This window comes from Pseudomonas sp. Irchel 3A5, from assembly GCF_900187575.1.
In the GTDB taxonomy this organism is placed as follows: Bacteria; Pseudomonadota; Gammaproteobacteria; order Pseudomonadales; family Pseudomonadaceae; genus Aquipseudomonas; species Aquipseudomonas folii.
Genome location: NZ_FYDU01000002.1, coordinates 106,905 through 121,673, shown reverse-complemented (window position 1 = coordinate 121,673; position 14,769 = coordinate 106,905). Strand labels below are relative to the sequence as shown.

General features: G+C 58.3%; 11 protein-coding genes. 9 read left to right on the top strand and 2 right to left on the bottom strand.

What is annotated here, in order from left to right:
* Positions 1-2 precede the first annotated feature (2 nt).
* From CKW31_RS03135 to CKW31_RS03125, 3 genes are all read left to right on the top strand, one after another.
* Positions 3-926, top strand: coding sequence for a hydrogen peroxide-inducible genes activator (locus CKW31_RS03135; RefSeq protein WP_027900033.1), 924 nt, complete (start codon positions 3-5; stop codon positions 924-926).
* 8 nt (positions 927-934) lie between these two features.
* Positions 935-3,010 (top strand): ATP-dependent DNA helicase RecG, encoded by a 2,076-nt coding sequence (gene recG / locus CKW31_RS03130; protein ID WP_095092996.1) that lies wholly within the window; start codon positions 935-937, stop codon positions 3,008-3,010.
* An 87-nt stretch (positions 3,011-3,097) separates the two neighbouring features.
* A complete protein-coding gene (locus tag CKW31_RS03125) occupies positions 3,098-4,495 on the top strand; it encodes an aminoacyl-tRNA deacylase and HDOD domain-containing protein (protein ID WP_095092995.1) in 1,398 nt (465 codons plus the stop codon).
* A gap of 252 nt (positions 4,496-4,747) precedes the next feature.
* On the opposite strand, the gene CKW31_RS03120 is transcribed toward CKW31_RS03125, so the two are convergent.
* Positions 4,748-5,149, bottom strand: coding sequence for a GFA family protein (locus CKW31_RS03120; RefSeq protein WP_095092994.1), 402 nt, complete (start codon positions 5,147-5,149; stop codon positions 4,748-4,750).
* Positions 5,150-5,476: 327 nt separating this feature from the next.
* On the opposite strand from CKW31_RS03120, the gene CKW31_RS03115 reads away from it, so the two are divergent.
* From CKW31_RS03115 to CKW31_RS03095, 5 genes are all read left to right on the top strand, one after another.
* On the top strand, positions 5,477-6,784 hold the full coding sequence (locus tag CKW31_RS03115; RefSeq protein WP_095092993.1) for a CitMHS family transporter: 1,308 nt from the start codon (positions 5,477-5,479) through the stop codon (positions 6,782-6,784).
* Positions 6,785-6,871: 87 nt separating this feature from the next.
* Positions 6,872-7,639 (top strand): TerC family protein, encoded by a 768-nt coding sequence (locus tag CKW31_RS03110; protein WP_095092992.1) that lies wholly within the window; start codon positions 6,872-6,874, stop codon positions 7,637-7,639.
* Between the two features lie 349 nt (positions 7,640-7,988).
* Positions 7,989-9,641, top strand: a complete 1,653-nt coding sequence (locus CKW31_RS03105; RefSeq protein WP_095092991.1) for a Na/Pi cotransporter family protein — start codon at positions 7,989-7,991, stop codon at positions 9,639-9,641.
* Between the two features lie 72 nt (positions 9,642-9,713).
* Positions 9,714-11,096, top strand: a complete 1,383-nt coding sequence (locus tag CKW31_RS03100) for a pitrilysin family protein (protein ID WP_095092990.1) — start codon at positions 9,714-9,716, stop codon at positions 11,094-11,096.
* A 287-nt stretch (positions 11,097-11,383) separates the two neighbouring features.
* On the top strand, positions 11,384-12,589 hold the full coding sequence (locus CKW31_RS03095; RefSeq protein WP_095092989.1) for a DUF5924 family protein: 1,206 nt from the start codon (positions 11,384-11,386) through the stop codon (positions 12,587-12,589).
* A gap of 9 nt (positions 12,590-12,598) precedes the next feature.
* On the opposite strand, the gene CKW31_RS03090 is transcribed toward CKW31_RS03095, so the two are convergent.
* Complete coding sequence (locus tag CKW31_RS03090; RefSeq protein WP_095092988.1) at positions 12,599-13,840, bottom strand: nucleoside recognition domain-containing protein; 1,242 nt, start codon at positions 13,838-13,840, stop codon at positions 12,599-12,601.
* Between the two features lie 336 nt (positions 13,841-14,176).
* Here CKW31_RS03090 and CKW31_RS03085 point away from each other — a divergent pair, with 336 nt between their 5' ends.
* Positions 14,177-14,683, top strand: a complete 507-nt coding sequence (locus tag CKW31_RS03085) for a GNAT family N-acetyltransferase (protein WP_095092987.1) — start codon at positions 14,177-14,179, stop codon at positions 14,681-14,683.
* The last annotated feature ends 86 nt before the right edge of the window (positions 14,684-14,769 follow it).

Here is a 14,769-nt window from a genome sequence, read left to right as displayed (position 1 = left end):
TTATGACTCTCACAGAATTGCGCTACATCGTTACCCTCGCTCAGGAACAGCACTTCGGCCACGCGGCTGAACGCTGTCACGTCAGTCAGCCGACATTGTCGGTGGGCGTCAAAAAGCTTGAAGATGAACTGGGTGTGCTTATTTTCGAGCGCAGCAAGAGTGCTGTGCGTCTGACGCCTGTAGGTGAAGGCATCGTCGCTCAGGCACAAAAGGTTCTGGAACAGGCCCAAGGCATCCGTGAGTTGGCCCAGGCTGGCAAAAACCAGCTGACCGCGCCGCTTAAAGTCGGTGCGATCTACACCGTCGGCCCTTACCTGTTCCCGCATTTGATTCCGCAACTGCACCGGGTCGCCCCGCAAATGCCGTTGTATATCGAAGAAAACTTCACTCACGTGCTGCGCGACAAACTGCGTAACGGTGAGCTGGATGCGATCATCATTGCCTTGCCGTTCAACGAAGCCGACGTTCTGACCATGCAGCTTTATGACGAGCCGTTCTACGTCCTGATGCCTGCTGATCACCCGTGGACCCAGAAAGAAACTATCGACGCCTCGGCGCTCAACGACAAGAGCCTGTTGCTGCTGGGCGAAGGTCATTGCTTCCGTGATCAGGTGCTTGAGGCTTGCCCGACCCTAACCAAGGGCAGCGAAGGTGCCAAGCACACCACGGTGGAATCCAGCTCCCTGGAAACCATTCGCCACATGGTTGCTTCCGGCCTGGGGATTTCGATCCTGCCGATGTCGGCGGTGGACAGCCATCATTATGCACCTGGCGTGATCGAAGTGCGTCCGCTGACGCCACCGGTTCCGTTCCGTACCGTCGCAATTGCCTGGCGCGCCAGCTTCCCGCGGCCCAAGGCGATTGAGATCCTCGCGGACTCCGTGCGTCTGTGCTCTGTGGCACGTCCGAAAACCCAAGCGAGCTGAGTGGGCCCATGAGCGAGTTGTCTCAAGTCTCGGTCACCGCGCTGAAGGGTGTCGGCGAGGCCATGGCCGAGAAGCTCGCCAAGGTCGGTCTGGAAAATCTGCAGGACGTGTTGTTTCACTTGCCGCTGCGTTATCAGGACCGGACCCGTGTTGTGCCAATCGGTCAGTTGCGTCCCGGTCAGGACGCGGTAATTGAAGGGACCGTCAGCGGCGCCGATGTGGTGATGGGCAAGCGACGCAGCCTGCTGGTGCGACTGAACGATGGCACCGGAAGCCTCAGCCTGAGGTTCTATCACTTCAGTAACGCGCAGAAAGACGCACTCAAGCGCGGCACCCACATCCGCTGTTTCGGTGAAGCAAGGCCCGGCGCATCAGGTCTGGAAATCTATCACCCGGAATACCGTGCGCTGACCGGCAGCGAACCCGCGCCCGTGGAGCAGACGCTCACGCCGATCTATCCGACGACCGAAGGCCTGACCCAGCAACGTTTGCGCCAGTTAAGCCAGCAAACGCTGACCATGCTTGGGCCAAAAAGTCTGCCCGACTGGCTGCCTGAAGAACTTGCCCGGGATTATCAGCTCGCGCCACTGGATGATGCGATCCGCTATCTGCATCACCCGCCCGCAGACGCCGATGTCGAAGAACTCGCCCTCGGCCATCACTGGGCCCAGCATCGCTTGGCGTTTGAAGAGCTACTGACCCATCAGCTTTCCCAACAGCGTTTGCGCGAGAGCCTGCGCTCGCAACGGGCTCCGGCGTTGCCGCTGGCGAAGAAGTTGCCAAAACAGTTTCTCGCCAATCTCGGCTTCTCGCCCACCGGGGCGCAGCAACGTGTCGGCAAGGAAGTGGCCTACGATTTGAGTCAGCCGGAGCCAATGCTGCGTTTGATTCAGGGCGACGTGGGCGCGGGCAAAACCGTGGTGGCTGCCCTGGCCGCGCTGCAGGCGCTGGAGGCTGGTTATCAGGTTGCGTTGATGGCGCCGACCGAGATTCTTGCCGAGCAGCACTACATCAACTTCAAGCGCTGGCTGGAACCGCTGGGCATTGAGACCGCCTGGCTGGCGGGCAAGCTCAAGGGCAAAGCACGGGCCAGCTCTCTTGAGCAGATCGCGGGCGGCGCGCCAATGGTGGTCGGCACCCACGCGCTGTTTCAGGACGAAGTGCATTTCAAGAATCTCGCCTTGGTGATTATCGACGAGCAGCACCGTTTCGGCGTGCAGCAACGTCTGGCCCTGCGCAAGAAGGGCGTTGGCGGCCTGATGTGTCCGCACCAGTTGATCATGACGGCCACGCCGATTCCACGCACGCTGGCGATGAGTGCCTACGCGGATCTGGATACCTCGATCCTTGATGAGCTGCCGCCCGGACGTACCCCGGTCAACACGGTGCTGGTGGTCGACACCCGGCGCATCGAAGTGATTGAGCGTGTGCGTGCTGCCTGTGCGGAAGGTCGGCAGACGTATTGGGTCTGCACGTTGATCGAGGAGTCCGAAGAACTGACGTGTCAGGCGGCGGAAACCTCCTTCGAAGAGCTGACCAGTGCATTGGGTGAATTTCGCGTCGGGTTGATCCACGGCCGCATGAAACCGGCCGAAAAGGCAGCCGTCATGGCCGAATTTAAGCAGGGTGCGCTGCAATTGCTGGTGGCGACGACTGTGATCGAGGTTGGCGTGGACGTGCCCAATGCCAGCCTGATGATCATCGAGAACCCGGAACGACTCGGGCTTGCTCAACTGCACCAGTTGCGCGGCCGGGTCGGGCGAGGCAGTGCTGTCAGCCATTGCGTGCTGCTTTACCATCCGCCGCTTTCTCAAATAGGCCGCCAGCGGTTAGGCATCATGCGTGAAACCAACGATGGCTTTGTGATTGCCGAGAAAGATCTGGAGTTGCGCGGCCCTGGCGAGATGCTTGGAACCCGGCAAACCGGCCTGCTGCAATTCAAAGTCGCCGACCTGATGCGCGACGCAGACCTGTTGCCCGCCGTGCGCGACGCGGCTCAGGCCCTGATTGAGCGCTGGCCGCAACATGTCAGCCCGCTGCTCGAACGCTGGTTACGTCACGGCCAGCAATACGGTCAGGTGTGATGCAAATCGTCGCTTTGATGATCGCATCACACCGGAAACACCCAAGCTGGTTATACTTCAGCGACTGTAGGAAATTGGATACCCGTCATGACAGAAGTTGCCCACGTCGATGAAGCGCCTCACGCCCCGTCCGTCATTCGGCAGTTGCTTGGCAAACTAGCGATCAGCTACCGAGAGGTTGATGATTCCCCGCACCTGCCAGCAGCACGAAGAGTCCAGGCGGTCCTGGTCGAGGATGCCGTCGGCGCACTTCTGATCCTGTTCCCGCAAAGCCAATTGCTGGACCTCAGCCGCATCACCGAGCTGACCGGTCGCAAGCTGGTGGCCGTGCCGCACTCGCGCATGCTGAAGATGCTGGCCAAGCACAGCCTGCAAGTGCTGCCGGGCTTGCCTGCCCTGACCAGTTCGCCGTGTCTGTATGACGATCGTTTGCTGCAAGAGCCTTCGGTGCTGATAGGTTCGGGCGAGCCCGGCATCCTGCTGGAAATCAGCAGCGACGATTTCAAGACCATGTTGAACAAGGCCAGCGCCGCTCATTTTGGTGAGCTACTGAGCACTATTCACCCCAATCTCGATCGTCCTGATGATGATCGCGAAGAAATCACCCAGGCCATGCAAGCCTTCACGGCGCGTCGCATCCAGCAGCGTCTGGAAGCGACCCTGGAAATCCCGCCACTGGCCGAAACTGCGCAGAAGATCATCAAGCTGAGGGTCGACCCCGATGCAACCATTGATGACATTACCGGCGTCGTCGAGACCGATCCGGCGCTGGCTGCACAAGTCGTGAGCTGGGCGGCGTCGCCTTACTACGCGTCGACTGGCAAGATTCGCTCGGTTGAAGACGCCATCGTGCGCGTGCTCGGGTTTGATCTGGTCATCAATCTGGCATTGGGCCTCGCTTTGGGCAAAACCCTCAGCTTGCCCAAGGATCACCCGCAACAGACCACGCCTTACTGGCAACAGTCGATTTATACCGCCGCTGTCATTGAAGGCCTGACCCGTGCGATGCCTCGTGCCCAGCGCCCGGAAGCGGGTCTGACTTACCTGGCGGGGCTGCTGCACAATTTCGGTTATCTGCTGCTGGCCCACGTGTTCCCGCCGCATTTCTCGCTGATCTGCCGCCAGCTGGAGGTTAACCCGCACTTGCACCACAGCTATGTGGAGCAACATTTGCTGGGTATCAGCCGTGAGCAAATGGGTTCCTGGCTGATGCGCTACTGGGACATGCCGGATGAGTTATGCACAGCCCTGCGCTTCCAGCACGACCCAACTTATGATGGTGAGCACAGCGCCTACGCGAATCTGGTGTATCTCTCGGTACGTTTGCTGCGCCAGAACGGAATCGGTTCGGGTCCAAAGGAAGATATCCCCGACGAACTGTTCGCTCGCTTGAGCCTCAGCCGTGAAAAAGCGGAAGAGTCGGTGCGCAAGGTGCTTGAGGCCGAAGTGCTGCTGCGGGAACTGGCCTCGCAGTTTTCTTCGTAACGCAGATCCCTTGTGGGAATTCTACGTCTGCCCGCAAGCTGATTGACGACGTGGGACCGGCTTTAGCCGGGAAGAGGCCGGGACAGCCGCTGAATATATGGCATCTGACAGGCAGCTTTCCCGGCTAAAGCCGGTCCCACGTCAATATCAGCGTGTCCCCGTGGGGGGTTGCCCGCGATAAGGCTGGACGCGGTTCATTTTAGATCGCGGTGTCCTCATCGCGAGCAAGCTCTGCTCCCACAGCCGCTCGCTTTAAACAGTCTCCCCCGTCTCCCCCGGCAACTGCTCATCCAGATGCAGCCACGGCAAGCGATTGTCCGTCCAGATATGGCGGTCGGCAGGTGCCAGCTCCGGGTGATCGAAGGTGGCGACGGTGACGTCTATCTCTTCTGGACTGTTGCGCGAGAGCAATGCCAGTTGCGCCCCGCAGTTATTGCAGAAGTAGCGTACACAGGTCGGGCCGGAGTCATAGGTCGCGGGGCTGCCCTCGGTCCATTCGAACGAACTGACCGGCACTGAAATCCAGGTCATGACAATGCCGCCCGACGTGCGACGGCAGATAGAGCAGTGACAGTGAGCAATGTCTTGCAGTGGCGCATCGAACTGATAACGCAGGTTGCCGCAATGGCAGCCCCCGGTGGTGATCTGGCTCATGTTCTTTTCCCTGTCATAGACGTGTCGATGGAGTTCTGACCGCCGACGCAGGCAATCGTCTTCAGAAACAAACAGTCAAAGGTTTCAGCAGCGAAAGCTGAATGAAAGCTTGGCCGATTAGCATCCATCCACCGCCGGCAAAAGACCGGTCAGCCACATGTGCGTTTCGCGACGTACAAAGGCCCAGTTAACAACAACAAATGGTGACCCTGATGTGCTCTAGTGCCTTGCTGCATTCCCCGCTTTCGCCCCCACTCCCTGCGCTGCTCTTTTTGAGCTGATTAGCCCTTCGCCTTAGCCAATCGCGTACCGCCTGGAGTATTTACTATGTTGACCTTCCTCGGCTTTGCCATGGTCATTGCTTTCATGTACCTGATCATGAGCAAGCGCCTTTCCGCGCTGATTGCCCTGATTCTTGTACCGATCCTGTTCGCCATCTTCGGAGGTTTCGCGACTGAAATCGGCCCGATGATGCTGGCCGGTATCACCAAGCTTGCGCCGACCGGCGTCATGCTGATGTTTGCCATTTTGTACTTCGCGTTGATGATCGACTCCGGTCTGTTCGACCCGGCCGTACGTCAGATTCTGAAGTGGGTCAAAGGCGACCCGATGAAAGTATCGGTAGGCACTGCGGTGCTGGCGCTGGTGGTTTCCCTGGATGGTGACGGCGCAACGACTTACATGATCTGCGTCGCGGCCATGCTGCCGCTGTACAGCCGCATTGGTATGAGCCCACGGATCATGGCTGGCCTGATCATTCTGGCGGGCGGCATCATGAACATGACCCCATGGGGTGGGCCGACCGCTCGCGCAGCCAGTGCATTGCATGTGGAAGCATCCGATATCTTCGTACCGATGATTCCGGCGATGTTCGCCGGGGTGGTTGCACTTCTGCTGATCGCTTACTTCTATGGCAAACGTGAGCGCGCTCGCTTGGGCGAACTTCATCTGCAGGGCGATGAAGCCGACCACAGCGAAATCAGCGTTTCGCAGTTCCCGGATGCCCGCCGTCCGAAGATGATCTGGTTCAACGGTGCACTGACTCTGGTGCTGATGATCTCGCTGATCATGAGCCTGTTGCCGCTGCCAGTGCTGTTCATGATCGCGTTCAGTATCGCGATGATCATCAACTACCCGAACATGCAGGATCAGAAAGACCGTGTCGCGGCTCACGCCGGTAGCGTGCTGTCAGTGGTTGGTTTGATTTTCGCTGCGGGTATCTTCACCGGTATTCTGACCGGCACTGGCATGGTTGATGCCATGTCCAAGAGCCTGTTGGCGGTGATTCCGGACGCAATGGGCCCGTACCTTGCGGTCATTACTGCACTGGTCAGCATGCCGTTTACCTTCTTCATGTCCAACGACGCGTTCTACTTTGGCGTGTTGCCGGTACTGACTGAAGCGGCTGCTCACTACGGCATCTCGCCGGTGGAAATGGCCCGTGCCTCCATTGTCGGTCAGCCGGTTCACCTGCTCAGCCCGCTGGTTCCTTCGACTTACCTGCTGGTAGCTCTGGCCGGTATCGAATTTGGCGATCACCAGCGCTTCACCTTGAAGTGGGCAGTTCTGGTTTGCCTGTGCATAATGGTTGCCGCTTTGCTGATGGGGATCTTTCCTTTCTACAGCAGTCTATAAAGTCGGCTCACTTGTTTTGCGGCCCATGTCCCGGTCTTCACCGTCGGGCCTGGGCCGCAAATGTTTAAACGCTCAAAGGATTACAAAATGGAATGGCTGACCAATCCTGAAATATGGATTGCTTTCTTTACCCTGACTGCCCTGGAAATCGTCCTGGGCATCGACAACATCATCATGATCTCGATTCTGGTCAGCCGCATGCCGAAGCATATGCAGGCGCGCACCCGGATTTTCGGTCTGGCGCTGGCCATGGTCACGCGCATCCTGTTGCTGCTGTCCATCACATGGGTCATGCGCCTTACCGCTGACCTGTTCGTGGTAATGGGGCAGGGTATTTCGGGTCGCGACCTGATCCTGTTCTTCGGTGGTCTGTTCCTGCTGTGGAAAAGCTCGCAAGAGATTTACCACGGCCTGGAAGGCGAAGAAGAGTCGGCAGACGAACCAGGTGGCAAAGGTGGCAAGTTCATCTACACCATCATCCAGATCGCGATCATCGACATCGTGTTCTCGCTGGATTCGGTGATCACTGCTGTCGGCATGGTGTCCCACGTGCCGGTCATGGTTGCGGCCATCGTTGTTGCCGTACTGGTGATGATGTTGTGCGCAGGCACCATCAGCGACTTCATCGAGAAGCACCCATCCTTGAAGATGCTGGCGCTGTCGTTCCTGATCGTCGTCGGTACCGTCTTGATCGCCGAAGCGTTCGATGTGCATGTGCCTAAAGGCTATGTGTACTTCGCCATGGCGTTCTCGCTTGCTGTTGAAGCTATCAACATCAAAATGCGCATCGCGCATGCGAAGAAGAAGGCGCAAAGCGAGCCTGTAAAACTGCGTAAGGACGTTCCGGGCCAGTAAGCCGGTGTGTCGCTGAAAAACGGGGCGCACTGATGCGCCCCTTTTTTTTGCAGTATTTGTAGGAGCTCACGAGCAACGCGAGGCAGCGATGGCGGCCTGTCTGATACACCGCTATCGCGGCCTCGCGGTGCTCATCCGCTCCTACGGGTCCAATATTTGCTGCGCGAAAGTGTTGTGTCAGGGAAATGTATATGGCTGATTTATTACATATTTGTTTCAATGGGGGCCGTGCCAATCAATGTTGGCATTTAAGCCAAAGGCCGACTAAAGGTTAGTAAGGCCTATCAAGCGACATCCGCTGCACCTTCAATTCATTGCCCATATGGGCACACCTCAGGGGGCTTTCCGTATGCTGACCCTGCTCGATTTGCTTTCGGCCGTGGCCTTGCTGATCTGGGGCACTCACATCGTTCGTACCGGCATCTTGCGCGTGTACGGTGCGCAGTTGCGCCAGGTCATTAGCCAGAACATGTCCAAGCGTCCGCTGGCGTTCATCGCCGGCATTCTGGTGACGGCGGTTGTACAGAGCAGCAACGCCACCGCCATGCTGGTGACTTCATTTGTCGGTCAGGGCTTGATGGCGCTGACGCCTGCCCTCGCAATCATGCTGGGCGCTGATGTCGGCACGGCCCTGATGTCGCGGATCCTGACGTTCGATTTGTCCTGGCTGTCGCCACTGCTGATTTTCCTGGGCGTGGTGTTCTTTCTGTCACGCAAGCAGACTCGTCTTGGTCAGATGGGCCGCGTTGCAATAGGCCTGGGCCTGATTGTGCTCGCGCTGCAACTGATCGTCGCCGCTGCGGCCCCGATCACGCAAAACGCTGGCGTGAAAGTACTGTTTGCGTCGCTGACTGGCGATCTGTTGCTGGATGCGCTGGTGGGCGCGTTGTTCGCGATGATTTCCTACTCGAGTCTTGCTGCGGTGCTGCTGACCGCTACGCTGGCAGGCGCTGAAATCATCAGTCTGCCGGTCGCTATCGGTCTGGTGATCGGTGCCAATATCGGCAGTGGCATGCTGGCCTTCCTGAGCACCAGCATGCAGAACGTTGCCGGTCGCCAGGTGGCGTTGGGCAGCCTGCTTTACAAGCTGTTTGGCCTGCTGTTAGTCATTCCGGTACTCGACCCGTTGGTGCGCTGGATTGACAGCCTTGGCTTCAGCCCGCAAGACATGGTTATTGGCTTCCACCTGATCTACAACACAGCACGCTGCCTGATCATGCTGCCCACCGTCGGCCCCATGGCGCGGCTGTGTTCCGTCATCTTGCCGGAGCGTCCTGAGGTCAACGGGTTGGCCACGCCGCGACATCTGGACCTGACAGCACTGTCTACGCCCAGCCTTGCATTGGCCAATGCCGTGCGGGAAACCCTGCGCATGGGTGACCTGATCGAAGGCATGCTTGGCTCGATGCTGGAAGTGCTGCGAGGTACGCAAACCTCCATGACTCAGGAAATGCGTCGCCTCAACGATGACGTCGAAGCGCTGTACAGCGCAATCAAGCTGTATCTGGCGCAGATGCCCCGCGAGGATCTCGGCGAGCAGGACAACCGGCGCTGGGCGGAAATCATCGAGCTGACCATCAACCTGGAACTGGCTGCGGGATTGATCGAACGCATGCTGCGCAAAATCCAGCAGCAGAAAACCTCCCAGCGTCGCTCTTTCTCCGAGGTCGGGCTGGAAGAACTGGCGGGCCTGCAATCGCAGTTGCTGGCCAACCTGCGTCTGGGCTTGTCGGTATTCCTCAGCGGTGATCCGGAAAGCGCTCGCCAGTTGCTGCGTGAAAAACGCCGCTTCCGCGCTCAGGAGCGTCGTCTGGCCCATGCCCACGTCAGCCGCCTGCAACGCAAAGTGGTGCAGAGCCTTGAAACCAGTTCGCTGCACCTCGAACTGATCGCCGACATGAAACGCCTCAACTCACTGTTTTGCAGCAGCGCTTACGCCGTGCTGGAAACCGCCGACACCGGCGCGCTGTCCAGCGAAAGCGAGCCCGAGCAGCCAGCCTGAAAGATGCGATGTGAACGTACCGGGCACATCGAAGTCTGTTAGACATACCGGCCCGCAAGGAAGCAATGTTTTATGCGTTGCCTGCTGTTCGCTTGTCTGTTTCTGATCGCACTACCTTCCTCTGCTCTCGACCGTTTTCAGGTCGAGGGCTATATGCTGCCCAACGGTTTGCAATTGTTGCTCAAGCCTGGCTACGAAAAAGGTCATGTGGCCATTCGTCTGGTGGTCGGCATTGGTTTCGATGACTTCCCCTGTGAAGACAAAGAGCTGCCGCACTTGCTGGAGCATTTGCTGTTCAGCGGTATCGATGACGCGGGTGAAGGAGGGCTTGAAGAGCGGATGCAGGCCTTGGGCGGCGACTGGAACGCATTCACCAGCAACACCGACACCACGTTCGTGATTGAGGCTCCGGCGCAGAATCAGCGCAAGGTGCTGGATCTGTTACTGGACGTGCTGACCAAGACCCACTTCGATCAACCGGACCTGGACACCGTCAAACGTATCGTCGAGCGCGAAGATGGCGGCCACTACTCGCACCTTCAACGCTGGCTGGATCGCAAGGATCTGGGCCACAACGCCAGCAGTCAGTTGGCGGTGGAAATGGGCCTCAAATGCGCCGAGCGTCCGCAGGTCGATCACATCACACTGGACCAGGTTCAAGAGGTGTTCAGCTCCTGGTATGCGCCGAACAACATGACGCTGATCGTGGTCGGCGATCTGGACCGGCTGTTGCCAAGCTATCTGGAGCGTACCTTCGGTGAGCTTGATGCACTTGATCCCATCGATCATCCCCCGTTGGCCGAGCCCAATGACGCGACTGAAAAAGACCGCACCTTGATTCGTGGAGCGTTGGGCGATGCTGCGCGACTGCATCTGATCTTCAACGAGCCGATGCTGGACGATCAGCATGACGAAACGCTGGAGCTGGTCAGCGACTATCTCGAGTGGGCGCTCTACAGCGACTTGCGTCTCAAGCACGGTTTGTCATACGGGCCGTGGGTTGACCGGGAAGTATTCGGCGGCACGGGCTTCATGAGCCTGAATGCCGACCTCGAACGCGACGACGTTGATCGGGCCAAGGAATACATCCGCGTGATGCTCGACCGCTTGCAAGTGGACGGCCTCGATCCGGCCGCCTTCGCCCGGATCAAACAAGCCACCATCGCCAAGCAGGCGTGGGCCGTACAGGGTAACAGCGCTTTGGCGGACTATTACTGGGGCGCGCTCAACGATTACGAGAAAGGCCGGTTTGCTGATCCGGTCAAGCGTTACAAGGCCGTCAGCCTCGACAGCGCCAACCGCGCGATGCGCGAGTTGCTCAAACAGAAAAGCTACTGGCGCACTGAGCAGTCGTTGCTGAGTTATGACGGCTTGTTCTGGCTGACGACGGCCGTGGTGGGTTTTCTGGTGTTGCTGGTGGGATGGCGAATAAGTGTTTTTCGTCGACGCCGCTGAGCAGCGGTTGAGCTGTAGCAGCCTGCCATGATTAGCCAGCTTGGAATGCTGTATCTGTGGGAGCGGTGCTTGCCCGCGATACATGAGACGCAGCTAGACGATATACCGCGTTGACGTTTTATCGTCGGAATGCCGCCCAGACCAAGCACCGCTCCCACAGGGTTTTGTGTTCGCCGCGCGACAGCATAGCGCCGGAGATAAAAGTAGCTGAACATCGAGCAATGAATCATCCAGCAGCGCTGTTATCCTGCTGACCCTTTTACCTCATCACCAAGTGAATCGCTGAAATGCCTCAATGGAAATCCCTGATCGTCCGCATCGTTGAACTGATGAAACGTTATCCGGGGCTTATTGCGGCGGGTGGTTTCATTTCGGGTATCGCCAGCTTCATTCTGGTGGACCGTCAGGAAGGCCTGGCGACCTGGATCGCCGTGGTGATGCTGCTCAGCTGGCTGTGGCTGATGGTCGAAGGCAGCGCCATGGTGCTGTTCACCAAAGTGTTCAAACGCAAGATTCCTGAAGGAATACTGCGTTACGGCACGCAGATGATTCACCAGGAAAGTCTGTTCTTCGTTCTGCCGTTCTTCTTCATCACCACCACATGGAACAGCGCCCAGGCGATTTTTACCGGGATGCTCGGCGCAGCGGGGCTGATTTCCATCATTGACCCGCTGTACTACAAATGGCTCGCTCCGCGGCGCTGGCTGTTCATGGCCTTGCACACGCTGACGCTGTTTGCCGCCTTGCTGACCGCGCTGCCCATCATCCTGCACCTGACCACCGCAGAGAGTTACAAGCTGTCGCTGGGCATCGCAATGCTGCTTTCATTCCCCAGCCTGATATCGAGCTTCCCGGTCACCAGTTGGCGGCGCGGAGTAGGGGTTGTGGTCACGATTCTGGTGATCGGCGGCGCAGGCTGGTTGCTGCGTTCGTGGGTGCCGCCCGCGACGCTGTGGCTGACCGAAGTGGCGGTCAGTACTGACTTTGATAACAAGAATCGCACGCCAACCGACAGTGTTACTGAGGTCAGCGCTAACCAGGTGCGCAACAGTGGCCTGTATGCCTACACCTCGATCAATGCGCCGCGTGGTCTGGATGAGCGGATTTACCACGTGTGGCGGCACAACGGCAAAGAAGTCGACAGGATTGCGCTGGACATCCATGGTGGCCGCAAAGAAGGCTACCGAGCGTGGACCCACAAACGCAATTTCCCACAGGATGCGGTGGGCAAATGGCAGGTGAGGGTGCTGACCGAAGACGGGCAGATGATCGGCGTGCTGCGTTTCGAAGTGACCGCGACTGATCAGGCGCCTGTCACTCGACCTTCTGGCCGGATAATCCGTCTCAAACCGGGTGGCGATGACCGCAACAGTGCGGCTGATGAGCCTGCGCCGCAGCGTTCAGAGCCCGAGGCAAAAGAGCCTGAAAAGGCTCAGCCTGAGGCGGCTGAGCCTGACGTCAAACCTGAAAATACCGAGCCCGCTGCTCAATAACCCTGACGCTTACTGCGCAGTTGCGCCGAAGAACCAGTAAGTGACCATGATTGCCGCGATCACACCGGCAAGCTCGGCCAGCAGCGCGCAGCCTACGGCGTGGCGTGCGCGCTGGATGCCAACGGCACCGAAGTACACCGCCAGCACATAGAACGTGGTTTCGGTACTGCCCTGAATCGTCGCGGCAGCCAGCGCTGCAAAGCTGTCTACGCCTTGAGTCTGCATGGTTTCGATCAGCAGCGCCCGGGCGGCACTGCCCGAGAACGGCTTGACCATTGCCGTCGGCAACGCATCGACAAAGCGTGTGTCCACCCCCAGCCACTGAACCAGATGACGAATACCTTCCAGGCCCATATCGAGCGCGCCCGAAGCACGCAGCACGCCGACCGCACAGAGCATCGCTACCAGATAGGGCAACAGGCCTTTGGCGACGTCAAAACCTTCCTTCGCCCCTTCAACAAATGCCTCATAGACCTGCACCTTGCGTAACGCACCGATCACCAGAAACAGGATGATCAGCCCGAACAGCGTCAGGTTGCCGAGGATAGAAGAGAGGCCCGCCAACGCCGCTGCCGACATGGTCGCCAACAACGCCATGAAACCGCCGAGTATCAACGCACCGGGGATCAGGTAGGCCAATACGACCGGGTCCCACAGCCGCAGTCGCTGCATGAATGCCACGGACAGCAGACCCACAACCGTCGAGGCACTGGTTGCCAGCAGGATCGGCAGAAACACCAGCGTCGGATCTACCGCGCCTTGCTGTGCGCGGTACATGAAAATCGAGACAGGCAGCAGGGTCAGCGAAGACGCGTTGAGTACCAGAAACAGAATCTGCGCGTTACTGGCCGCGGTCTGGCTGGGGTTGAGCTCTTGCAGCGAGCGCATGGCCTTGAGGCCGATCGGCGTTGCCGCGTTATCCAGGCCCAACGCGTTGGCGGCAAAGTTGAGGGTGATCAGACCAAGAGCAGGGTGGCCTGCAGGGACTTCCGGCATCAGGCGCAGAAACAACGGCCCCAGAATTTTCGCCAGCCAGTCGACGATCCCGGCTTTCTCCGCAATCCGCAGAAAACCCAGCCACAGCGTCAGCGTGCCGAACAACAACACCATGACTTCAACCGACAGCTTGGCCATGGCAAAGATGCTTTCGACCATGGCCGCAAAAATGCCGGCGTTACCGCCAATCAGCCACTGGCCGAATGCGGAAATTGCTGCAATCAGAAAAAAACCGAGCCATAGAGCGTTAAGCATTCACAAGTCCCCCGCAAGATGCCGCGATGATAGCGGTGCGAGGGCAAACAACAAACCCTGAAGAGATTTTCATTCGCCATGGAGACTGCGATGGCGTGGGACCGGCTTTAGCCGGGAAGGCGGCATTTCTAACGATACAGATGTATTGAATATCCCGGCCTCTTCCCGGCTAAAGCCAGTCCCACGTCGTGAACTGCATTCGGGCACCTGCAGCGTTTCCCATTGCATCTCGCGCTTGCCAGCGAGATCCTGCAAAGCGCGGAAAGAAAGCAATTGCCTTAGATTCCCCCAAGGCCCGTAACTGTCTAAGCACCGGATCAGAAGGAAAGCCTTGTTTTGTCTACATTAGCCATAAGTGACATCCAGATTCGCCGTTTTGAACCCGCTGATCAGCAAGGCGTGATTGGCGTCATCTTGCCGATTCAACGTGAAGAGTTTGGCATTGCTATCAGCGCTGAGGATCAGCCTGATCTGCAAGCCATCCCCGACTTCTATCAGGTGGGGCATGGCGACTTCTGGGTTGCGAAACATAAAGGCCAGGTCATCGGCACCATCGGCCTCAAAGACATCGGCGCACAGCAGACCGCCTTGCGAAAAATGTTCGTTGCAGCGCCGTTTCGTGGGCGTGAGTTTGGAGTGGCGGCGCAGTTGCTCAGCACATTGCTTGAAGACGCGTGGCAACGAGGTGTGCAGGAAATCTACCTGGGCACCACCGACAAATTCCTCGCCGCGCACTGGTTTTACGAGAAGCACGGTTTTGTTGAAGTGGCGAAGGAAGCGTTGCCGGAGAGCTTTCCGGTGATGAAGGTGGACAGCAAGTTTTATGTTTTGCGGCGTGTCTGATTGGCTTTTGTGGGAGCCGGGCTTGCCCGCGATGAAGCTGACGCGGTGAGCCTGAAATCCGCGTCGCCTGTATCGCGGGCAAGCCC